The 22,643-nt window shown below is 61.0% G+C and carries 21 protein-coding genes; 18 read left to right on the top strand and 3 right to left on the bottom strand.

Features of this window, described 5'->3' with window-relative positions:
- Positions 1–2 precede the first annotated feature (2 nt).
- The 3 genes from lpxB to P3T20_RS13795 are packed head-to-tail and all read left to right on the top strand — an operon-like array spanning position 3 to position 2,649.
- Complete coding sequence (gene lpxB, locus P3T20_RS13805; protein ID WP_074264291.1) at positions 3–1,172, top strand: lipid-A-disaccharide synthase; 1,170 nt, start codon at positions 3–5, stop codon at positions 1,170–1,172.
- Positions 1,169–1,867: a ribonuclease HII gene (rnhB, locus tag P3T20_RS13800; RefSeq protein ID WP_429287113.1), complete on the top strand. Its 699-nt coding sequence runs from the start codon at positions 1,169–1,171 to the stop codon at positions 1,865–1,867. Before lpxB ends, rnhB begins: the two co-directional genes overlap by 4 nt.
- Entirely contained in the window at positions 1,864–2,649 is a 786-nt protein-coding gene (locus P3T20_RS13795) for a TrmH family RNA methyltransferase (protein WP_429287112.1), read from the top strand. The genes rnhB and P3T20_RS13795 overlap by 4 nt, the downstream gene beginning before the upstream one ends.
- Positions 2,650–2,719: 70 nt before the next feature.
- On the opposite strand, the gene ppsR is transcribed toward P3T20_RS13795, so the two are convergent.
- On the bottom strand, positions 2,720–3,535 hold the full coding sequence (gene ppsR, locus P3T20_RS13790) for a posphoenolpyruvate synthetase regulatory kinase/phosphorylase PpsR (RefSeq protein WP_429287111.1): 816 nt from the start codon (positions 3,533–3,535) through the stop codon (positions 2,720–2,722).
- A gap of 499 nt (positions 3,536–4,034) precedes the next feature.
- Here ppsR and ppsA point away from each other — a divergent pair, with 499 nt between their 5' ends.
- The 3 genes from ppsA (at position 4,035) to P3T20_RS13775 (ending at position 8,047) form a co-directional block, all read left to right on the top strand.
- On the top strand, positions 4,035–6,440 hold the full coding sequence (gene ppsA, locus P3T20_RS13785) for a phosphoenolpyruvate synthase (protein ID WP_074264295.1): 2,406 nt from the start codon (positions 4,035–4,037) through the stop codon (positions 6,438–6,440).
- Between the two features lie 186 nt (positions 6,441–6,626).
- Positions 6,627–7,076: an NfeD family protein gene (locus P3T20_RS13780; protein ID WP_429287110.1), complete on the top strand. Its 450-nt coding sequence runs from the start codon at positions 6,627–6,629 to the stop codon at positions 7,074–7,076.
- Positions 7,077–7,114: 38 nt separating this feature from the next.
- Positions 7,115–8,047, top strand: coding sequence for an SPFH domain-containing protein (locus P3T20_RS13775; RefSeq protein ID WP_074264296.1), 933 nt, complete (start codon positions 7,115–7,117; stop codon positions 8,045–8,047).
- Between the two features lie 134 nt (positions 8,048–8,181).
- Here the strand turns inward: P3T20_RS13775 and smpB are convergent, their stop codons facing one another.
- Positions 8,182–8,628, bottom strand: coding sequence for an SsrA-binding protein SmpB (smpB, locus tag P3T20_RS13770; RefSeq protein WP_074264297.1), 447 nt, complete (start codon positions 8,626–8,628; stop codon positions 8,182–8,184).
- A gap of 100 nt (positions 8,629–8,728) precedes the next feature.
- Here smpB and P3T20_RS13765 point away from each other — a divergent pair, with 100 nt between their 5' ends.
- Positions 8,729–9,166: a type II toxin-antitoxin system RatA family toxin gene (locus P3T20_RS13765; protein ID WP_074264298.1), complete on the top strand. Its 438-nt coding sequence runs from the start codon at positions 8,729–8,731 to the stop codon at positions 9,164–9,166.
- The gene (locus P3T20_RS13760; protein WP_074264299.1) at positions 9,163–9,495 is read left to right on the top strand and encodes an RnfH family protein; all 333 of its coding nucleotides are present in this window, start codon (positions 9,163–9,165) and stop codon (positions 9,493–9,495) included. The genes P3T20_RS13765 and P3T20_RS13760 overlap by 4 nt, the downstream gene beginning before the upstream one ends.
- Before the next feature lie 104 nt (positions 9,496–9,599).
- On the opposite strand, the gene P3T20_RS13755 is transcribed toward P3T20_RS13760, so the two are convergent.
- Positions 9,600–10,583: a DMT family transporter gene (locus P3T20_RS13755; protein ID WP_074264300.1), complete on the bottom strand. Its 984-nt coding sequence runs from the start codon at positions 10,581–10,583 to the stop codon at positions 9,600–9,602.
- Between the two features lie 242 nt (positions 10,584–10,825).
- Here P3T20_RS13755 and guaB point away from each other — a divergent pair, with 242 nt between their 5' ends.
- The 10 genes from guaB to P3T20_RS13705 all read left to right on the top strand — a co-directional run bounded on the left by guaB (position 10,826) and on the right by P3T20_RS13705 (position 22,638).
- Complete coding sequence (guaB, locus tag P3T20_RS13750) at positions 10,826–12,286, top strand: IMP dehydrogenase (RefSeq protein WP_074264301.1); 1,461 nt, start codon at positions 10,826–10,828, stop codon at positions 12,284–12,286.
- Positions 12,287–12,292: 6 nt separating this feature from the next.
- Positions 12,293–12,979 (top strand): hypothetical protein, encoded by a 687-nt coding sequence (locus P3T20_RS13745; protein ID WP_429287109.1) that lies wholly within the window; start codon positions 12,293–12,295, stop codon positions 12,977–12,979.
- Between the two features lie 110 nt (positions 12,980–13,089).
- Complete coding sequence (gene guaA / locus P3T20_RS13740; protein ID WP_074266030.1) at positions 13,090–14,673, top strand: glutamine-hydrolyzing GMP synthase; 1,584 nt, start codon at positions 13,090–13,092, stop codon at positions 14,671–14,673.
- A 382-nt stretch (positions 14,674–15,055) separates the two neighbouring features.
- The gene (locus P3T20_RS13735; protein WP_429287108.1) at positions 15,056–15,664 is read left to right on the top strand and encodes a 2'-5' RNA ligase family protein; all 609 of its coding nucleotides are present in this window, start codon (positions 15,056–15,058) and stop codon (positions 15,662–15,664) included.
- 155 nt (positions 15,665–15,819) lie between these two features.
- Positions 15,820–16,734, top strand: coding sequence for a 5-dehydro-4-deoxyglucarate dehydratase (kdgD, locus tag P3T20_RS13730; RefSeq protein WP_074264304.1), 915 nt, complete (start codon positions 15,820–15,822; stop codon positions 16,732–16,734).
- 316 nt (positions 16,735–17,050) lie between these two features.
- Positions 17,051–18,367 (top strand): MFS transporter, encoded by a 1,317-nt coding sequence (locus P3T20_RS13725; protein ID WP_083611392.1) that lies wholly within the window; start codon positions 17,051–17,053, stop codon positions 18,365–18,367.
- Between the two features lie 63 nt (positions 18,368–18,430).
- Positions 18,431–19,666 (top strand): LVIVD repeat-containing protein, encoded by a 1,236-nt coding sequence (locus P3T20_RS13720; RefSeq protein WP_217272802.1) that lies wholly within the window; start codon positions 18,431–18,433, stop codon positions 19,664–19,666.
- Positions 19,666–20,361 (top strand): GntR family transcriptional regulator, encoded by a 696-nt coding sequence (locus P3T20_RS13715; RefSeq protein ID WP_074264307.1) that lies wholly within the window; start codon positions 19,666–19,668, stop codon positions 20,359–20,361. Before P3T20_RS13720 ends, P3T20_RS13715 begins: the two co-directional genes overlap by 1 nt.
- Before the next feature lie 73 nt (positions 20,362–20,434).
- Positions 20,435–21,181, top strand: a complete 747-nt coding sequence (locus P3T20_RS13710; protein WP_074264308.1) for an SDR family oxidoreductase — start codon at positions 20,435–20,437, stop codon at positions 21,179–21,181.
- A gap of 251 nt (positions 21,182–21,432) precedes the next feature.
- Entirely contained in the window at positions 21,433–22,638 is a 1,206-nt protein-coding gene (locus tag P3T20_RS13705; RefSeq protein WP_074264309.1) for a porin, read from the top strand.
- Positions 22,639–22,643: the final 5 nt, after the last annotated feature.

The raw sequence follows: 22,643 nt of genomic DNA, 5'->3' as shown, positions 1-22,643 counted from the left end.
CGATGGTCCTGCAACCGAGTCCGCTACGGCTTGCGATGGTCGCCGGAGAACCGTCCGGCGACCTGCTTGCTGCCTCCCTGCTGGAAGGCCTCGGCAGCCACTTGCCGGCCGATACGCAGTATTACGGCATTGGCGGCCCGCGTATGATCGCCGCGGGTTTCGACGCCCATTGGCCGATTGAAAAGCTTTCGGTGCGTGGCTATGTCGAAGTGCTGCGTCACATTCCCGAGATTCTAGGCATCCGCAACGAGCTGAAACGTCAGTTGCTGGCTGAGCCGCCAACTGTGTTTGTCGGCGTCGACGCGCCTGATTTCAACTTTGCCCTCGAGCACGCGCTGCGCGACGCCGGCATTCCGACCGTTCACTTCGTATGCCCGTCCATCTGGGCATGGCGCGGCGGCCGGATCAAGAAGATTGCCAAAGCCGTCGACCATATGCTGTGCGTGTTTCCGTTTGAAACCGCGCTGCTTGAAAAAGCCGGCGTGGCGGCCTCGTATGTCGGCCATCCGCTCGCGGACGAGATTCCGCTTGTACCCGACACGCTGGGCGCACGCCGCAAGCTGGGTCTGCCGGAAAGCGGCCCGGTGATCGCCGTGCTGCCAGGCAGCCGTCGCTCGGAAATCAATCTGATCGGCCCGACGTTTTTCGCTGCGATGGAGTTGATGCAGCACCGCGAGCCGGGCGTGCGCTTCGTGATGCCGGTGGCGACGCCGGCGTTGCGCGAATTGCTGCAGCCGCTCGTGGACGCCAGTCCGGGCCTCGCGCTGACGCTGGTGGAAGGGCAGGCGCAGGTGGCGATGACGGCGGCTGACGCGATCCTTGTCAAGAGCGGCACGGTGACGCTGGAAGCCGCGTTGCTGAAGAAACCGATGGTGATTTCCTACAAGGTGCCGTGGCTGACCGGTCAGATCATGCGGCGGCAAGGCTATTTGCCGTACGTTGGACTGCCGAACATTCTGGCCGGACGTTTCGTGGTGCCGGAAATCCTGCAGCACTTCGCGACGCCTGAAGCGCTCGCCGATGCCACCCTGAAACAGTTGCGCGACGAGGCCAACCGGCGCACGCTGACGGAAATTTTCACGGAAATGCATCACGTGCTGAAGCAGAACACTGCCCTGCGCGCCGCGGAAGTGGTGGCGAATGTGGTCGAAACGCGCAAGGGGCGTCGATGACAGGCGAGCGCGCGCCCCGGCGCAAGTCCGCTGCGGTGGCAGCGCAGCCGGGTTTTGACTTCAACGCGGCGGACGAGATCGTCTGCGGCGTCGATGAAGCGGGGCGTGGGCCGTTGGCTGGGCCGGTGGTGGCCGCCGCGGTGATTTTCGATCCGTCGAAGCCGATGATCCGCGGGCTCGACGATTCGAAGGCGCTCACTGCCAAAAAGCGCGATGAACTGTATGACAAGATCGTCGACCGGGCGCTGGCTTTTTGTGTCGCTTCGGCGTCGGTCGAAGAGATCGATACGCTCAATATCCTGCATGCGACGATGCTGGCGATGAAGCGCGCCGTCGAGGGCCTCGCGGTTGCGCCGACGCTCGTGAAGATCGACGGCAACCGCTGTCCGGTGCTCAGCATTCGGAGCGAGGCGATTATTGGCGGCGACGCGCTGGTGAAGTCCATTTCCGCAGCGTCGATTCTCGCCAAAGTCACGCGTGACCGTATGCTGCTGGAGTTGCATCAGACGTTCCCCGTATATGGCTTCGACGCGCATTCCGGTTACGGCACGCCACAGCATCTGGCGGCCTTGCGTGAGCACGGGCCATGCGAACATCACCGCCGCTCGTTCGCGCCGGTGCGCGAGGCGCATCTGCGCCTGGGCAACGTGTCGGTGAGCGTGCCGGGCGCTGAGCTGATTCTTCCCTGCCTGTGAAAGCCATCACCTCGCGGGACAATCCGCTCTACAAGCGCCTCAAGGCACTGGCCGGTTCGACGCACCAGCAGCGACGCAGCGGCCACGCGCTGCTCGAAGGGTTCCATCTCGCGAGCGCGTATCTGGACGTTGCTGGCCAACCTGAAACCTGTGTCGTCACCGAAGGCGCCTTGCTTCACGACGAGGCGCAGACCATCGTTTCGCGGATCGACGAGCACCGTATCGTGACGCTGCCGGACGCGTTGTTCGGCCAGCTATCGAATGTGGTCAATGGGGTGGGGATTCTGCTGCTGGTCGAGAAACTTGCGCCGCCGTTACCGGAACGGGTCGCGCAGACCTGTGTCGTGCTCGATGGTGTGCAGGACGCGGGCAATGTCGGTTCGATTCTGCGCAGCGCCGCCGCCGCAGGGATTCAGCAGGTGTTTTGCGCGCCGGGGACGGCCTACGCGTGGTCTTCGAAAGTGCTGCGCTCGGGGATGGGCGCGCACTTTCTGCTGGAGATTCACGAAGACGTCGAACCGCAGACGCTGATCGAACGCCTTGACGTACCGGTGGTGATTACAGACTCGCACGGCGCCGAAGCGATCTACGATTGCGACCTGTCCGGCCAGCTAGCCTGGGTGATGGGCAACGAAGGCGCGGGCGTGTCGCAGACGTGGCGCGACGCGGTCACGTTGCGCGTGACGATTCCGCAGCCAGGCGGAATGGAATCGTTGAATGTGGCGGCTGCCGCCGCCGTGTGCCTGTTCGAGCAGTGCCGCCAGCAGCGCTCGGCGCGCTGACTGACCTCATGCCTCGCTTGGGGCACGCGCACGGCGCGAGCCTGAAGCCGCAGCCCTGCCTGCGCCGTCCTCAATACCCCGGCCGGTCGAGCTTGATCTCCTGCAGGATCGTCGTCGCGATTTCTTCAATCGACTTGTGCGTCGACGACAGCCACTTGATCCCCTCACGCCGCATCATCGCTTCCGCTTCGTTGATCTCGTAACGGCAGTTTTCCGGCGCCGCGTACTTGCTGCCCGGACGGCGCTCGTTGCGGATCTCCGAGAGCCGCTGCGGATCGATCGACAGCCCGAACATCTTGTTGCGATGTTCGAGCAACGGCGTCGGCAGCTTGCCGCGTTCGAAGTCTTCCGGAATCAGCGGATAGTTGGCCGCCTTCACACCGTACTGCATCGCCAGATACAGGCTCGTCGGCGTCTTGCCGCTGCGCGACACGCCAACCAGGATCACATCGGCATCGGCCAGATTGCGGTTTGACTGGCCGTCGTCATGGGCAAGCGAGAAATTGATCGCCTCGATGCGGTTCTTGTACTCCTCGGTGTCCGCGTTCTGGTGGCCGCGGCCCATCGCGTGACTCGACTTCAGTTCCAGTTCCTGTTCGAGCGGTTCGACGAAGGTCTGGAACATGTCCAGCACCAGCGCGTTCGAGCCCTTGACGATCCTGTTCGACGAGCTGTCGACAAGCGTCGTGAAGACGATTGGCCGGCGGCCGTCCTGCTTGACCGCTTCGTTGATTTTTTCCAGCGTGGCGTAGGCTTTCTCGGTCGAATCGACAAAGGGAACCCGAACCAGGCGGAATTTCTGGTCGAACTGGGACAGGATCGAATGCGCGAAGGTTTCGGCAGTGATCCCGGTACCGTCGGAGACGATGAATACGGTAGGCGGCATCAGTGGGGCAGTAGGCAGGGAACGTGAGCGGGAAATTACGCTCGAATCTAACATCGCTGCGTCGGCGCCCAGTGTACGGTGGCTAACCGGAAACTACAGGGGCATCGGTGCGGCGCGCAGTTCGAGGCGCAATTCTCGTCCGACTGTCACATTTTGAGAGTCGGCACGGTAGAATAGCGGCAACCTGTTGGATAAGCAATTGCAGGCGAACCGCGGCTAACTCGCATTTATCGCCCGGTCAACGCCCCGCTTTTTGCTGATAACTTGCGGCGAATTTGAATAATTTCGTCAAACCGTTGGCTTCGTCGTGCTTTTGGTGCGCTTCGTGGTCCGGCTGCAAGGTCCTGCAAATCGTGTGCGCTATTAAGCGATTGTTTATCTAACAGGTTGTGCAAGACGCGAGATTGCCGGCTTATCAGGTACTCAGCGGTTCTTATGACCGCTTCGCGTCCAAGCCCACTTGCACAGTCGTGTATTTCTTCCACACTTAGGGGCTTGTATGACTAACGCAGTTAACGTCGCAAAGGATCAGGCGTATGTAGTTCCGTTCGAGCAGTTGCGGATGACCGATGTGGAGATTGTGGGCGGCAAGAACGCGTCCCTGGGCGAGATGATCAGTCAACTCGCTCAGGCAGGCGTTCGGGTGCCGACCGGCTTCGCCACCACGGCGCTGGCATTCCGCGATTTCCTCCATCACAGCAACCTCACCGAGCGCATCGCCAAACGTCTGGAGACGCTGGACGTCGACGACGTGAAGGCGCTCGCCGAAGCGGGCAAGGAGATCCGTCAATGGATCGTCGATGCACCGCTGCAGCCGAAGCTCGAGGCGGATATCCGTGCGGGCTTCGACACGCTCCAGAACAGCTCGCCTGACGAGCTTTCGTTCGCCGTCCGTTCGTCCGCTACGGCAGAAGATTTGCCGGACGCGTCGTTCGCTGGCCAGCAGGAAAGCTACCTCAACGTGGTCGGCGTCGAAGACGTGCTCGATCGCATGAAGCACGTGTTCGCGTCGCTGTATAACGACCGTGCTATCTCCTATCGCGTTCATAAGGGCTTCACTCACGCTGAAGTGGCGTTGTCGGCGGGCGTGCAGCGCATGGTGCGCTCGGACGTCGGCGCGGCCGGTGTGATGTTCACGCTCGATACGGAGTCCGGTTTCAAGGACGCCGTGTTCATCACCTCGAGCTACGGCCTCGGCGAAACCGTCGTGCAGGGCGCGGTGAATCCGGACGAGTTCTACGTCTTCAAGACCACGCTCGCACAGGGCAAATACCCCATCATCCGCCGCTCGATAGGCTCGAAGCTGATCAAGATGGAGTTCACCAAGCCGGGCGAACCGGGCCGCGTGAAGACCGTCGACGTTGCGCATGAGCAGCGAAACCGCTTTTCGATCACCGACGAAGACGTGATCGAACTGGCGAAGTACGCCGTGATCATCGAGAAGCACTACGAGCGTCCGATGGACATCGAGTGGGGCAAGGACGGCCGCGACGGCAAGATATTCATCCTGCAGGCACGTCCGGAAACGGTGAAGAGCCAGGCAAGCGGCAAGGCCGAGCAACGCTTCAAGCTGAAGGGCCAGTCGCAGGTCATCGTCACGGGTCGCGCCATCGGTCAGAAGATCGGTGCGGGTCCGGTGCGCGTGATCCAGGATCCGTCGGAGATGGATCGTGTGCAGCCGGGCGACGTGCTGGTGGCTGACATGACCGACCCGAACTGGGAACCGGTGATGAAGCGCGCTTCGGCGATCGTCACGAATCGCGGCGGCCGTACCTGTCACGCGGCCATCATCGCGCGTGAACTGGGTGTGCCGGCGGTGGTGGGTTGTGGCGATGCAACCGATCTGCTGAAGGAAGGCGCGCTGGTCACCGTATCGTGCGCGGAGGGCGACGAAGGCAAGATTTACGACGGTCTGCTCGAAACGGAAGTCACCGAAGTCCAGCGCGGCGAACTGCCGCCGATTCCGGTGAAGATCATGATGAACGTCGGCAATCCGCAACTTGCCTTCGACTTCTCGCAACTGCCGAACGCGGGTGTGGGTCTGGCGCGGCTCGAGTTCATCATCAACAACAACATCGGTGTGCACCCGAAGGCGATTCTCGAGTATCCGAACGTCGATCAGGACCTGAAGAAGGCCGTCGAAAGCGTTGCACGCGGTCACGCATCGCCGCGCGCGTTCTACGTCGACAAGCTGACCGAAGGTATCGCGACGATCGCCGCTGCGTTCTATCCGAAGCCTGTGATTGTGCGTCTGTCGGACTTCAAGTCGAACGAGTACAAGAAGCTGATCGGCGGTTCGCGCTACGAGCCGGACGAAGAAAACCCAATGCTGGGTTTCCGCGGCGCCTCGCGTTATATCGCGGACGATTTCGCCGAAGCGTTCCAGATGGAATGTATCGCGCTGAAGAAGGTGCGCGAGGAAATGGGCCTCGACAACGTCGAGATCATGGTGCCGTTCGTGCGCACGCTGAAGCAAGCGGAGCGCGTGGTCGGCCTGCTCGACAAGTTCGGCCTGAAGCGTGGCGAGAAGGGTCTGCGCCTGATCATGATGTGCGAAGTGCCGTCGAACGCGATCCTCGCCGAAGAATTCTTGCAGTTCTTCGACGGTTTCTCCATCGGCTCGAACGACCTGACGCAGCTGACGCTCGGTCTCGACCGCGACTCGGGCATGGAGTTGCTGGCAGTCGATTTCGACGAACGCGATCCGGCGGTCAAGTTCATGCTCAAGCGCGCGATTGAAACGTGTCTGCGGTTGAACAAGTATGTCGGTATCTGCGGCCAGGGCCCGTCCGATCATCCGGATTTCGCACAGTGGCTGACCGATGAAGGCATTGCGTCGATCTCGCTGAACCCGGATACCATCATCGAGACGTGGCAGGCGTTGGCCAGGTCGTCGGCGAAATGAAGCGGCAAAAATAAGCAACACGCATAGCCGTTTGGTGCGGTTCGTCAAAGCGGACCGCACTGCCCGGTAAAGTGCACCAGCTTCGTGCTATAAACACCTCGGTAGATCCGGGGTGTTTTTGTTTTGTCGGCCGGAGTTAGTGCCTTAGCACTTGCTCCGGCCTCATGCAGCGCAGTGGAGGTCGACGTGGCGCCAGGTGGACTGTTCTGGTGGGTCGGGGCGGGCGTGCTTATCGTGCTGGAACTGATGAGCGGCACCTTCTATCTGTTGATGATTGCGCTGGGTTTCCTGGCCGGCGGTCTCGCGCGCGTGTCGGGCGCCAATCCCGATGTGCAATTTGCGGTCGCGGCGCTCGTCGCATTGGCTGCGGTGCTGCTGTTGCGGCGCTCGCGTTTTGGCCGGCGGGCGACCCGCAAAACCGCTGCAAGCAATCCCGACGTGAATCTTGATATCGGTCAGACGCTCGCCGTGACCGGATGGCGTGACCGGCGCGCGCGCGTGAACTATCGCGGTGCCGCGTGGGACGTCGAACTCGCACCCGGTGAGCCGGAGGACGCGCGCGTCTATGAGATCAGCGCACTCGACGGCAGCCGCCTGATCGTCGTGGCGGGCAAGCATTCGCACCCGGCACCATAACAACTCAAACCGGAGTCAAACCACAGATGGGAACAAGTATGGATTCGACTATCGTCGCGGTAGTGCTGCTCGTTATCGTGTTCATGATCGCGGCCAAGACCATCAAGATCGTGCCTCAGCAGCACGCGTGGGTGCTCGAGCGGCTCGGCCGCTATCACGCCACGCTTACGCCGGGTCTAAGCATCGTGGTGCCGTTCGTGGACCGCATCGCGTATAAGCACGTGCTCAAGGAAATCCCGCTCGAAGTGCCGAGCCAGGTTTGCATTACGCGCGACAACACTCAGTTACAGGTCGATGGCGTGCTGTACTTCCAGGTCACCGATCCGATGAAGGCATCGTATGGCTCGAGCAACTTCGTGTTTGCGATTACGCAGTTGTCGCAAACCACGCTGCGCTCGGTGATCGGCAAGCTCGAACTCGACAAGACGTTCGAGGAGCGCGACTTCATCAATCACAGCATTGTTTCTTCGCTCGATGAAGCGGCGTCGAACTGGGGCGTGAAGGTGCTGCGCTATGAAATCAAGGATCTGACGCCGCCGAAGGAAATTCTTCACGCCATGCAGGCGCAGATCACCGCCGAGCGCGAGAAGCGGGCGCTGATTGCGGCTTCTGAAGGGCGCAAGCAGGAGCAGATCAATATCGCCTCGGGTGGGCGTGAAGCTTCGATCCAGAAGTCCGAGGGCGAGCGCCAGGCGGCAATCAATCAGGCGCAGGGTCAGGCTGCGGCGATTCTGGCGGTGGCCGAAGCCAATTCGCAGGCGATCCAGAAGATCGCTGCGGCGATCCAGACCACCGGCGGCATGGAAGCGGTGAACCTGAAGGTGGCCGAACAGTACGTGAACGCGTTCGCCAACGTGGCGAAGCAGGGCACGACGCTGATCGTGCCCGGTGACCTGTCGAATATGAGTTCGATGATCGCCTCGGCGCTGACCATCGTGAACAAGGGGAAGGGTGCGACTGAGGTGCGGTAGTAGCGCGCCGGGCCGTTTCCGCTATTCGGGGAACTGGGTGCCCGCTCAAAGCAAAATGGCTCGCGTGGTATGCGGGCCATTTTATTGGTGAGATGTCCCGTTGCCAGCCGCGGTATTGCGGCCCACGCGCGACCTCAGGTGGGGTTACGCATCAAGCGGGCCTTTTCCCGTTCCCAGTCCCGTTTCTTCTCGGTTTCGCGCTTGTCGTGCTGCTTTTTACCCTTCGCGAGACCGATTTCGCATTTGACCCGGCCGCCCTTGTAATGAAAGTTTAGCGGCACGAGCGTATAACCACGTTGCTCGACCTTGCCGATCAGCTTGCTGATCTCCTCGCTATGCAGGAGCAGCTTGCGGGTGCGCACCGGGTCGGGCGTGATGTGGGTCGACGCTTCGGGCAGCGGGCTGATGTGCGTGCCGATCAGGAACAGTTCGTGATTCTTGATCACGACGTAGCCTTCCTTGATCTGGCCGCGACCGGCGCGCAAGGCCTTGACCTCCCATCCTTCGAGCACGAGTCCTGCTTCGTAGCGCTCTTCGACCGAATAGTCGTAGAAGGCTTTTCTGTTGTCTATGATGCTCATTAATGGAAAGTGCCCAACTCGTTTAAAATCACGATTTTAGCAAAGCGGGGCAAGGAAAGCCCGCGGCGCTTGTCCACCCTTGCCACGTGCTGTCCAATTTATGGCAGATGTCCAGAAAACCGTGTTGATACGCCATTCGGCGGAACAGATGTTCGACCTCGTCACCGATGTCAACGATTACCCGAACTTCCTGCCCTGGTGCGGCGGGGTCGAGATCCGTCGTCAGGACGAGAACGGCATGGAGGCGAAGATCGACATCAACTTCAAGGGCATCCGGCAGCACTTCGCTACCCGCAACAGCATGAAGCGGCCCGAGCGCATCGACATGGAGTTCGCTGACGGCCCGTTTCGCAAGTTCACTGGCTACTGGCTTTTTACGGCGCTGCGTGAGGATGCCTGCAAGATCGAATTCGCGCTGCACTACGAATTCACCAACATCTTCCTCGAAAAGATCATTGGCCCGGTGTTCAGCCATATCGCCAACACCTTCGTCGAATCGTTCGTGAAGCGTGCCAATCAACGCTACGGTAAGGCATGAGCGGGCGGCTGTCGATAGAAGTCTGCTACGCGTTGCCCGACGGACAGACGCTGATTCCCGTCGAATTGCCTGAAGGGGCGACCGTGCAGCAGGCGCTCGATGCCAGCGGCATCCTGCAGCGTTTTCCGCAGATCGATCTGACGCAGCAGAAGGTGGGTGTGTTCGGCAAGCTCAAATCGCTCGATACGGTGCTCGTCGATCATGACCGCGTGGAAATTTACCGGCCGCTGATCGTCGATCCGAAGGCGGCGCGCCAGCGGCGTGTCGAAAAGACCCGCAAGGAAGGTTCGATCGAAGGGCGCAAGTGGAAGAACAGGGATTCGCGATAGGGCGGCCGGGGCGCGCGAACTACTGCAATCGCATCAGGGCTGCAGCGACCTGGGCCAGCCGCCGTCATCGCGCCAGGGCGCCTGGCACGGGTTAGCCAGCCCGATCAATGCGCGGACACCTGCGCCTTCTCTTCAAGCGGCGTCGCGCCCGGATCGTCGTCCGCATGTTGCCGCACCGACCAGCTCACGCCTGCCACCAGCAAGGCGATCGCGGCCATCTCCAGCGGGCGCGGCAGCCGGTGGTCGTAAATGAACGCGTAAAGCAGCGCAAACAGCGTTTCAAAGACAATCATCTGACCTGACAGCGTCAACGGCAAGCGCTTCGCCGCGGCATTCCACAGGCCGTTGCCGAGCCACGAGGCGCCGATCGCCACGCCGAGATTGAGCATCCAGAAGGTATGCCAGCGTTCGCTGCTGAGCGTGGTCTGCAGACTGCCGGACGGCAGCAGTGCGATCAGGAGCCACAGCGCCGCGCCGAGCGCCCCGGTCACGACGCCCCACAGCACCGACCACTCGTTGCCGCTGTAGTGAGCCTGGCGCCGCAGATAGCGGGAGTTCTCGACCGCGAACCAGGTCCAGCAGGCGAGGGCGCCTGCCGCGCAGGCCAACCCCGCCAGTTTGCTCAGGACGCTGCCCGCCGTGCCGGGCGCGCCATCGGCCATGGAAAACACATCCACATTGATACAGACGATGCCCGCCACGACCATCGCCAACGGCCACACGAGGCGGGCGAGCGGCACAGCGCCGTGATCGCGCCGGCCCAGCAGCGTGACCGTCACGGGCAGAACGCCGATGATCAGCGACGCCGGCGCCATCCCGACCAGATGCACCGCGCTTGCCAGCAGGATGTAGTAGAGCAGGTTGCCGGCGAGCGCCAGCTTGACGAGCGCCACGAGGTCCTCGCGGGTCAGGCGGGCGGCGAGCGAGCGCGCCATCGGCAGGGCGGCCGCCAGCGAGACGATGCCGTACATCGTGTAGCGGCCCGCGCTCAGCAGCAGCGGGGAAAACTCGGGCAACATCCGCGGCACCAGAAACACCACGCCCCACAACGCCCCGGCCATTACGCCGTACGCCACGCCACGCTGCATCGACTACTCCGACATAAAGCTGAACAGTTGCGCAGGATAGCGTGCCTCTCCCAGGGTGTCTTGTTCGATCCTGCACTCGTCTTGCGAAACGAAACTGGTTCGAACCCGACCCGAACGGCGAAGCGAAATTCCCTCGCCAAAAGACCCTGGAAAATCACCGGAAATTCGCTAACCTGCTGTTCGCGCAGTGAAAACCGGGGAGGTATCGCGTATAATTCGCTTTTGCGCCTATAGGATTTGCCATGCGTCTGATCCAAACAGCACTCACGTTCGATGACGTGCTCCTCGTCCCGGCTTTCTCCGATGTTCTGCCGCGCGACACCAGCCTCAAAACCCGGCTGACCCGCAACATTTCCCTGAATATGCCGCTCGTGTCCGCCGCCATGGACACCGTCACCGAAGCCCGTCTCGCCATTGCGATGGCGCAAATGGGTGGCGTGGGCATCATCCACAAGAATCTGACGCCGGCCGAGCAGGCGAGCGAAGTGGCCAAGGTGAAGCGTTTCGAATCGGGTGTGGTGCGCGATCCGATCACTGTACCGCCGCAAATGAAGGTGCGCGACGTGATTGCGCTGTCGCGCCAGCATGGCATTTCTGGTTTCCCGGTTGTCGAAGGGGCGCAGCTGATCGGCATCGTCACCAACCGCGACCTGCGCTTCGAAGAGCGTCTGGACGAACCGGTGCGCAACATCATGACGCCGCGCGATCGTCTCGTCACCGTCAAGGAAGGCACGCCGCTCGCCGAAGCGAAGGCGCTGATGCACAGCCATCGTCTGGAACGCGTGCTGGTCATCAACGACTCTTTCGAACTGCGCGGCCTGATGACGGTGAAGGACATCACCAAGCAGACCGAACACCCGGACGCCTGTAAGGACGAACACGGCAAGCTGCGCGCGGGCGCGGCGGTCGGCGTAGGCGAGGACAACGAAGAGCGCGTGGAACTGCTGGTGCAGGCGGGTGTGGACGTGATCGTCGTGGATACCGCGCACGGCCACAGCAAGGGCGTGCTCGAGCGTGTGCGCTGGGTCAAGAAGAACTTCCCGCATGTGGAAGTGATCGGCGGCAACATCGCTACGGCTGCTGCTGCCAAGGCGCTGGTCGAATACGGTGCGGACGGCGTGAAGGTCGGTATCGGCCCGGGCTCGATCTGTACCACGCGTATCGTCGCGGGTGTGGGCGTGCCGCAAGTCACTGCTATCGCCAATGTGTCGGAAGCGCTCAAGGGCACGGGCGTGCCGGTCATCGGCGACGGTGGCGTGCGTTTCTCGGGCGACGTCAGCAAGGCGCTGGCTGCCGGCGCGAGCGCCGTGATGATGGGCAGCATGTTCGCCGGCACCGAAGAATCGCCGGGCGACGTGTTCCTGTATCAGGGCCGCCAGTACAAGTCGTATCGTGGCATGGGTTCGGTCGGCGCGATGAAGGACGGCGCAGCAGACCGTTACTTCCAGGACAACTCCGCGAACATCGACAAGCTGGTGCCGGAAGGCATCGAAGGCCGCGTCGCCTACAAGGGATCGGTCACGGCGATCCTGTTCCAGCTGATCGGCGGCGTGCGCGCCAGCATGGGCTACTGCGGCTGCCGCACCATCGCCGAGATGAACGACAAGGCTGAATTCGTGCAGATCACCGGTGCCGGCCTGCGCGAGTCGCACGTTCACGACGTGCAGATCACCAAGGAAGCGCCTAACTACCACGTGGACTAATCGCCCATGAAGCCATTGCTGCGTGCTGTACTGATCATCGATGCCTTGCTCCTGCTGGCGTTCGGCGTGCTGTTCCTGCTGACGCCGTGGACCTCGCTGTACAACGCGCTGCAACTGGTGCAGACGCAGCCCACGCTGGTTGGACAAGGCCTCGGCATTGCGCTGATCGGTCTCGCGTGGCTGGCCTTCCATGCCTCGATCGACGGCGCGCTGACCTCGACGGTCGCCAAGGTCGTTGGGCATGTGAACTGGCTGACGGGCCTGCTGATGGTGGTCTGGCTGATCGGCATGCACCGGCCTGAACTGACCGGCTTCGGTCAGCTGGTCGCGGTGCTGACGGGGGTCGTGCTGGTGGTGCTGGGGTTGGGCGGTGTGCGGCTCTCTCGCACGGTACGGCGCCGCGAACGGCTGCGTCTCGCTGAGATCGCTGCTGCCGAGCGTGCTGAAAGGCAAGCTGCGAAAGATGCAGCGAGGGGACGCGATGTGGTGGGCTATCGGGCTGAGCCTGTGGTCGAACCCGTCGCACCGCCTGTCGTGAGGCCCGCCAGCCCGATCAGTTCCGCCACCGGGCATCCGGTCGAGCCAGACTTCGCTGCGGCGAACCGTCCGGGAACGCTCTCGGCGAGCGACGCCGAAGCGCGCAGCTCCGCTGCGGATGCGCCCGGCGCGCCACGGCCTCCGTTTCATGGCTGAGGCCCGGGGCGCCACGCCACCTGCCGCAGCTTCCGGATTCCGTCTTGAATTCAACGCCGCGCCTTGTGCGCGGCTTTCCTTATCCGTCCACTTTTATTCCGTCCGCTGCCATGCATGACAAGATCCTGATTCTCGACTTCGGTTCGCAAGTCACCCAACTGATTGCACGTCGCGTCCGCGAGGCGAACGTGTACTCGGAAATCCATCCGTACGACGTCGATGCGGCCTTCATTCGCGACTTCGCGCCGAAGGGCGTGATCCTGTCGGGCGGCCCGAGCTCGGTCACCGAGACCGATACGCCGCGCGTGCCGCAAGCGGTGTTCGAACTCGGCGTGCCGGTGCTCGGCATCTGCTACGGCATGCAGGCGATGGCCGAGCAGCTCGGCGGCAAGGTCGACAATGGCCACGTGCGCGAATTCGGTTACGCCGAAGTGCGGGCACGCAACCATACGAGCCTGCTCGAGGGCATCAGCGACTTCACCACGCCGGAAGGTCACGGCATGCTGAAAGTGTGGATGAGCCACGGCGACAAGGTGCTGGAAATGCCGCCGGGATTTCAACTGATGGCGTCCACGGAATCGTGCCCGATCGCCGCAATGGCCGACGAAGCGCGCCATTTCTACGGCCTGCAATGGCACCCGGAAGTCACGCACACGGTGCAGGGCCGCGCGATGCTCGAACGCTTCGTGCTGACGATTTGCGCCGCGCAGCCTGACTGGGAAATGGGTCATTACGTCGACGAAGCGGTTGCGAAGATTCGCGAGCAGGTCGGCAACGAGCATGTGATCCTGGGGCTGTCGGGTGGCGTGGATTCGTCGGTGGCGGCTGCGTTGCTGCATCGTGCGATTGGCGATCAACTGACCTGTGTGTTCGTCGATCACGGCCTGCTGCGTTTGAACGAGGCTGAGCAGGTAATGGCGACGTTCGCGGATCACCTCGGCGTGAAGGTCATTCACGTCGACGCGAGCGAAGTGTTCCTGTCGAAGCTCGCTGGTGTGACGGATCCGGAAGCCAAGCGCAAGATCATCGGCGCGGAATTCGTCGAAGTGTTCCAGACGGAAGCAGGGAAGTTGACGGATGCGAAGTGGCTCGCGCAGGGGACGATCTATCCGGATGTGATCGAGTCGGCTGGCAAGGGAAAGAAGGCCACGCAGACCATCAAGAGCCACCACAACGTGGGTGGCTTGCCGGAGACGCTGAATCTGAAGCTGCTTGAGCCGCTGCGTGAACTGTTCAAGGACGAAGTGCGCGAGCTCGGCGTGAAGCTCGGTTTGCCGCCGGCGATGGTGTATCGCCATCCATTCCCGGGTCCAGGGCTGGGTGTGCGGATTCTGGGTGAGGTCAAGCGCGAGTTTGCGGATCTGCTGCGCCGTGCGGACGCGATTTTCATCGAGACGCTGCGTACCACCATCGACAAGGAAAGCGGCAAGTCTTGGTACGACCTGACGAGCCAGGCGTTCGCGGTGTTTCTGCCGGTCAAAAGCGTGGGGGTGATGGGCGATGGGCGCACATATGAGTATGTTGTAGCGCTGCGCGCTGTGCAGACGCTGGACTTCATGACCGCGCATTGGGCCCATCTGCCGCATGAACTGCTCGGGCATGTGTCGAACCGGATTATTAATGAAGTAAGAGGGATTAACCGGGTTGTGTACGACATCTCGGGGAAGCCGCCGGCGACGATTGAGTGGGAGTGAGGGGGCTTAAGCTCCATTTGACGGTATTTCCTGACGGTATGCGCGCGCAGCAAGCGTAGTGGCTCGTCAGATACCGTCTGCGCCGTCGACAAGACTCACTCGCTGTTCAGGTGAGCGGACCATTTCCCTATCCATCGCAAGCTGTGTCGCTGTGCACACCACAGAACAATTCCATGTTGCCACCAACACTGTATGGATGTACAGTATTGGGGGCAACGCGCCCGATCCACGAAAACGGACTTGGTAGTGTGGAACGCTGAGCCGCAATTTGGCGCGCGTACCCGGCGATCCACCGTAAGCCAGCCACTCAAAAAGCCGCAATCGGCACGCTCTTCAAAGGCGCAGGAAAGCGTGGCGCACCATTGAACGGAGATTCATCGACATGCCTGCTTTATCGTCTCGGGCGCATCATGCCGGTCAACTCTGGTTGCCGGGGATAGAGGCACCAGCGGTCGCGACAGACGGCCTGTTCTTCGCAGTCCTACCCGACGCCAATACCGCGGCCGGCATCGCGAAACTCGGGCAGCAAATGTGCGGAGAGATGCGTCCGAAGAGCAAGCCGCACGCGGCCAACCGCCTGCACGTCACGCTGCAGCACCTAGGGAATTTCGCGGGCGGCTTGCCGCAAGAGCTGGTCGACGTAGCAATCAAAGCCGCCGCGTCAATCAGAATGGAACCGTTCAGCGTCGAATTCGACCATGCTTTGACTTTCGCAAAGAAACCTCGGCCCGGAACGCTGGTGCTTGGAGGTACTGAGGGGCTGGTTGGCCTCTACACGCTCCACGACGCACTCGTAGGTGCATTGCAAAACGCAGGATTCGACCTCACGTCGGAATTCACACCACACGTGACGCTCGCCTACGGCATGCCCTGGATCGATAAACGTCCCATCGAAGCCGCCAGTTGGAACGTCCGCGAGTTCGTGTTGATGCACAGCCTGCTCGGACGTACCCGCCATATCGCGCTGGAGCGTTGGCCGCTGGCAGCATAGCTTTTGACTTGACCTAACCCGCGGACATCGCCCCGCCATCACCCCAACCCCAGCGATCGATCCAGGAAAGGTATCAATCGATTCACTGTTTGGAATTTACGTGAATCGATCTTCTTTCTAAAGTCTCCATCATTCTTCATGGAGATATCACGCTGATGAGCCACTACAGACCAGAGGAACTGCGCGATGCATTGAGCGCAGGCCTGCTGTCCTTCCCGGTTACCCATTTCGACGAGGATCACGCTTTCGACGAGGCTGCTTACCGCAGCAACCTCGAGTGGCTGTCCAGCTACCCGGTCGCGGGGCTGTTCGCCGCCGGCGGCACAGGCGAATTCTTCTCGCTGACACCCACCGAAACCAGCCGCGTGATCAAGGCCGCTGTCGAGCAGGTGGCGGGCAAGGTCCCTGTCGTCGCCCCGGCCGGCGGCGGCACGGCGCAAGCGATCGAGTTGGCCCAGGCGGCCGAGGCCAACGGCGCCGACGGCATCCTGCTGTTCCCGCCTTACCTCACCGAATGCGATTCCGCCGGCGTAGCGCAGCACGCTATTCGCGTCTGCCGTGCAACCTCGCTTGGGGTTACCGTCTACAGCCGCGGAAACGCCATGCTGGACGACGTCGCCGTGGCGCGCATCGCGGATCAATGCCCGAACCTGATTGGCTACAAGGATGGTGTCGGCGACATCGACCGGATGACGCGCGTCTATAACCGTCTTGGCGATCGCCTGACCTACGTCGGTGGTTTACCGACAGCCGAGACCTACGCGCTTCCGTATCTCGAAATGGGTGTGACGACCTACTCATCGGCGATTTTCAATTTTCTGCCGGAGTGGGCATTGAAGTTCTACGCAGCGGTGCGTGCCCGCGATCACGTCTTCGTCCAGCGCGAACTGCGCGATTTCGTGCTGCCCTATACGCTGATCCGCAACCGCCGCGCCGGCTACGCGGTCTCCATCGTCAAGGCCGGCATGAAAGCTGTCGGCCGTCCGGCCGGCCCGGTACGTACGCCGCTGTCCGATCTGACGGACGAGGAGTTGGGCCAGCTCAAACAGCTCATCGGAGATCGCCGCTGACGAGCGGAGTGGCCTGACGGGCGGCACGCCGATCGGCGCAAAACCCCCGGCCAGGTTTCGCTCTCCCGGCTCTGCCACGCGCCATCCATAACGCGACAAAGGACGGCACGCAAAACGGACGCCGGCAGGGCGCCACTCATGCAAAGCGCAAAATATATTTTGACACTAAAATTCTTGGATGCTACATTTAACCGCGAAATACTGAACAATAAATATTCATGCCTCGGCGGGCAAGCGGCTTAGGCGCACGGTGATCCGCGCGTCCAAACCCACCCAGCCACGGGCAACCAGTATTTCCAAAATAAGAGAGGAGACAATGCGAACAGTCGAGGCTTTCGTTTCAGACACGATGGACGGAGCGCGAATCACGCCGACCCATGTCAAGGTCGTTGCACTCGTTGCTGCCGGCTATTGCATTGATGTAATCGACTACGCGATTTACGGTTCATTCATTCCGGACATGCTGAGGCAGCATTTCGCGACGCAGGCGCAGCTCGGATGGGTGGGAAGTGCGCAACTATTCGGTCTCGCGATTGGCACATTTTTGCAGGGCCAATTTACTGACCGCTTCGGACGCAAAGCGGTGTACCAGTTCAATCTGCTGCTGTTTGGCCTTGCCACGATCGCTAGCGCGCTGGCGCCGACCGTCATGTGGCTGCTGGTCACGCGCTTCATCGCAGGTCTCGGCCTTGGAGCCGAGCAACCGCTGGCATTTACCTACGCAGGCGAATACGCGCCAAAAGACATTCGCGGCCGGATCCTCGCCCTGGTGCACTTCATTGGTGGCGCGCTGGTCTGGCCATTGGCGTTTCTGGTCACGCTTTACTTTCGCGAATCTATCGGATGGCGTGGAATCTGGGGGGCGATAGGCGTCGCGGCACTCGTTCTGTTCGTGCTTCGGTTCGCACTACCCGAGTCTCCCCGCTGGCTTGCTGCTAAAGGGCGTGGCAAGGAAGCGTTGGCGATCATCAAGAAGATGGGTCTCGGTTCACCTTCCGAGGAGCTTTCGGACGTCGCGATCACGACCACGACCGATCCGTTCGCGGTGGTGTGGAAGGACTATCGGGTCCGGCTGCTGGCGGCGATGGTCTGTTTCAGTGCGTTCTTCTGCGTCACGATTGGTCTCGGAACCTGGCTGCCGAATATCATGAGCAGCAAAGGCTTCACGATTACCAGATCGCTTTCGTACACGTTCGGCATGACGATGGCGGCGCCTTGCGCAAGTCTCTTCATGATGTACGCCCTCGACAGGTTTGGAAGACGACGCACCGCGTTTATCGCGTTCCTGTGCTCCGGCGCGTTTGCCATCGTCTTCGCGAACGCTTCAACTGATATGCAACTGATTGCGGCTGGCTTCCTGATGATCTTCTTCTACCAGGTGGGCGGCAACACGATGCAGATTTTCACGTCCGAGGTCTTCCCAACCCAGGCGCGTGCATCCGGCTTTGGAATGGCGGCGGGTATCGGAAGGTTGGCCACCGCTGGCTTTGTTCCCGCGCTCCCGATGATCCAGCATACTTACGGTCTTCCTGTCGTATTCGGCACCATCGCGGCCTTAATGGCGATCGCCGCGTCGGGACTCCATCTGATTGGACCGGAGACTCGCCGCCGCTCGCTGGAATCGATCGCGTAACGAGGCCGCGCCGCGCTGAAGTAACTGGACAGGTTGTTGGAATTAAACCCGATGAGGTTCACGATGTACCCGATATCGCATTCTCCGAACGTGACGTTTTTAGGCCATACCGATCAGGGTAAGCGTCCGGACGGCGTCCAGATCATGGTGGACCGCGGCCATGCCTATATCGGTCACATGTTCAGCGATGGCATCTCGGTCATAGATGTTCGCAACCCGAAAGATCCAAAGCCCGTCAACTTCATTGCCTGTGCTCCGAACACCCGTGCGCATCATCTGCAGCTGCACGACAATCTTCTGCTGGCCGTCAACAGTGCGAACGTGTGGGCGCTGCAGCGCTATCAGAGCCAACAGGATTATTTTACGAACGCCATCGACGACAGCTTCAACCGTCGCGAGAAGCCATTCGTCGCGGGCTTGCGTATCTACGAGATTGGCGCTGACCCGTCGAATCCGCGGGAAATCGGCTTTTGCCCTGTCGAGGGAATTGGATTGCATCGACTGTGGTGGACGGGTGGCCGCTATGCCTACGCTTCGGCCCATCTGCACGGCTTCACCGATTTCGTTCTGGCGATCTTCGATGTAAGCGACCCTACGAAGCCGACGCTCGCAGGACATTGGGCGTTGCCCGGCATGAACCGGGAAGCGGAGGAAACGCCGACCTGGCCGAAGGGCAAGCGCTGGGCGCTGCACCATGCCATTCCCGCTGACGGCAAGTTATTCGGCGCCTGGCGGGATGGTGGGCTGACCATCCACGACCTTACCGATCCGGTTGCGCCGAAGCTGATCAGCCACACGGTCATCTCGCCGCCTTTCGCTGGAGGCACGCATACGCCGCTGCCTTTGCCCGGGCGCCAGTTGGCGATCGTCGCGGACGAAGCGATCAGTTCCAATTGCGCTGCAGGTCTCGCGCACACCTGGGTGTTCGACGTTCGTGACGCGGGCAACCCGATTTCGATCGCGACGCTGCCGCAGCCTGAAGAGCTCAACTACTGCGCGGTCGGAGGCAAGTTTGGACCTCATAACCTCCATGAGAACAGGCCCGGTGCGTTTCAGAGCGAAAATCTCATCTTTGCCACCTGGCACAATGCGGGCGTTCGTGTGTTCGACATCTCCAATGCTTTCAGGCCGCGCGAAGTCGGCCATCTCGTCCCGGGTGCACCGCAGGCACTGGTCGATATCCGGCCAGGTGCCGTTCCTGTCACGCAGTCCGCGGACGTGTTCGTTGACCGTAATGGCCTGATGTACGTGACGGACACGAACGCTGGCCTGACCATCGCGCAGTACGAGGATCTTTGATGTTGCCTTCGCAAAATACCAAGGCTGCCCCGAGCTCGACGCGCACAAGTGCGGTCTATAGGGTGCTGCGTCAAGACATCCTGTGTGGAAAACTGACGCCGGCGGCCAAACTTTTAATCGATGAGATCAGCCAACGTTATGGCGTGACCAGCACGCCAATACGTGAGGCACTCAATCAGCTGGTCACGGAAGGCTTTGTTCAGAAAGTCGACCAGAAGGGCTTCTTTGTCGCGCAGGTTTCGCGGCGCGAATTGAGCGAGTTGACCAACACGCGTTGCTGGGTCGAGTCCATCGCACTGCGAGAGGCACTGGCTCACAGGACACCTAAATGGGAAGAGGACCTGATACTCGCGGGCCATCGGCTGTCCCGTACCAACCGGTCGGCGGATCCTGAGGTGTTTCAGGAGAACGCGCCGTGGGAAGACACGCACAAGCAGTTTCACATGGCGCTGATCGCCACGTGTCCATCGCGATGGCTGCTCGATTTTTGTTCTTTGATGACCGATCACGCGGCGCGTTATCGCTACCTGTCAATGAGCCTGGCGTATCCAGAGCGCGATGTCACCAAGGAACACAAGGCCTTGATAGACGCCGCCATCGATGGGCCGCCCGCGCGGGCGATCGAGATGCTGATGGAGCATTACCGCACCACAGCAGACATCATCATCAGGTCGAACCTGGACCTGCCGGATTAGATTGGGGAGCGGCGGGGCATGTTGCCCGAGCCGATCAACAGGACATAACACAACTTCCAAACGGGAATTCAGTATGGCGAACAGATTTGCGGTGGTCACAGGGGCCGGCAGCGGTGTGGGACGAGCGGTAGCCACGGCGCTGCTGCAGAACGGATATTCGGTGGCGCTGGCGGGGCGCCGTCAGGACGCGCTGGAAGAGACCGCGCGTCTGGCGGGCGGCAGTAGCCTGGTTGTGCCTACGGATGTTTCGAAGCCCGACGAGGTGCAAGCACTTTTCGCCAGGGTCGCAGCGGAGTTCGGCAGACTGGACGTCCTCTTCAACAACGCCGGTACGGGTTCGCCTGCAACCAATTTCGGTGACGTGACCTTCGAGCAGTGGTCGGCGGTCATCGACGTGAACATCCACGGGATGTTTCTGTGCGCCAACGCGGCATTTCGCATGATGCGGGACCAGTCTCCTCGAGGCGGCCGCATCATCAATAACGGCTCGTTGTCGGCTCACGTGCCGCGGCCTGGTTCCGCGCCTTATACGACATCGAAACACGCCGTCACGGGACTGACCAAGTGCATCGGTCTGGACGGTCGTGCGTTCGACATCGTGAGTTCCCAGGTCGACATCGGCAACGCAGCGACCCCGATGACCGCCCGCATGGCCAAGGGCGTGCTTCAGCCGAACGGAACCACGGCTGTCGAACCGACGATGGACGCTGCCAATGTAGGCAATACGGTTTTGTTGATCGCGAATATGAGCCTCGACGCTAATGTCCAGTTCGTGAGCGTGATGGCATCGCAAATGCCGTCGTTCCTCGGACGAGGCTAATGCTGCTCCGACTCAGGCCTCATCCAGGCTTGAGTCGAGTCTGAATATCCGTTGGCTGGCCGGCCAGCCAACGAAGACGAGAGTGTTGAAATCGGGCTGACAGGTAATACACGTCACGCCGTTGCTTTGCCAGATTGCCGGGATAAGAAGTAGATATATAAATAAGTATAACTAATTAGATAGAAGAAATCAGGAGTGAGACTTTCAGAGTAATTAGGTCATCTTATTACTATCGAAAAACGGAGACGGAAATGAGAAAGATTGTCTGGATGGCGGCAGGTGCGTCGATATTGGCTAATGTTGCACACGCTCAGAGCTCAGTAACGTTGTATGGCATTGTGGATAACGGCATTGGATATCAGAGCAGTGCAACTACGCTCGGTTCCACGAGTGGCGGCCGCTCTCTCGTCAAGATGACGACGGGCGTCTTTGCGGCAGATCGGCTTGGCTTTAAAGGCGTCGAGGATCTCGGCGGAGGAACGCAGGCCATCTTTACGTTGGAACAGGGTTTCAGTGCCGCGACCGGTGCGGAGTCGACCTCGGGGTTAGGGTTCAGCCGGCTCGCCTATGTTGGGTTGACGAATCAGACATACGGCACGTTCACGGCGGGACGCGAATACTCGGCCTATTACACCCTACTGCAGCCATTTAGTCCGGAGCCGCGGCTGACCGGTTACTACGCCGCACACCCGGGCGATATTGATGGGACGGACACCGACTTTCACGAGAACAACGCACTCGTCTACACGTCGCCGAATTTCTACGGTTTGACCGTTAGCGGCGAATACGCCCTCGGTGGTGTCGCGGGAAGTTTCAACGCCGGCTCGTCGTGGAGCGCTGGTGTGCAGTACATCAACGGTCCGATCGGCGCCGCAGCCGCGATCTGGCGTGTCAACAACTCGACGTCGGGCGGCGGGGCATTTGGTGCGTCGTCGGTCACCTCGAATAACGGCGCCCAGATCGGCATATCGGCCATCAACGTCGGATACCAGACGGCGCAAGCGCAGCAGCGCTTCGCGGTGGCGGGCGCCTACACGTTCAGTCCGGCATGGGATTTGTCCCTGATGTATTCGAATACCCAGTACATCCCGGGCATACGCTCTTCATTTACCGACACGGCCATTTTCAACACGGTCGGTGCAGTGTTGCATTACAAAGTGACCCCTGCGTTCGATCTCGCAGCGGGTTACGCCTATACGCGCGCGACCAGTGCAAACCGGATTTCGTCAGCCGCGCAATATAACCAGATCAATTTCGGTCAGGTCTACAGCCTTTCGAAAGCCACGGCCCTCTATGCCATGGAAGGCTTTCAGCGGGCAAATGGTCAGACACTCGGCATCAACGGCGGCGGAGACATCGTCAATGCCGTGGCATCGGCTGGCGACGGCGGTAACGCACAGCCTGCGTCGTCACGCAGCCAGGTTGTCGGTGGCATCGGTCTGATGCACAGATTCTAAGGAGA

The organism is Paraburkholderia sp. GAS206C (assembly GCF_050435645.1).
Classification (GTDB): domain Bacteria; phylum Pseudomonadota; class Gammaproteobacteria; order Burkholderiales; family Burkholderiaceae; genus Paraburkholderia; species Paraburkholderia phenazinium_B.
The sequence above is the reverse complement of the archived record's forward strand: the minus strand, read 5'-3'. Positions and strand labels throughout refer to the sequence as shown.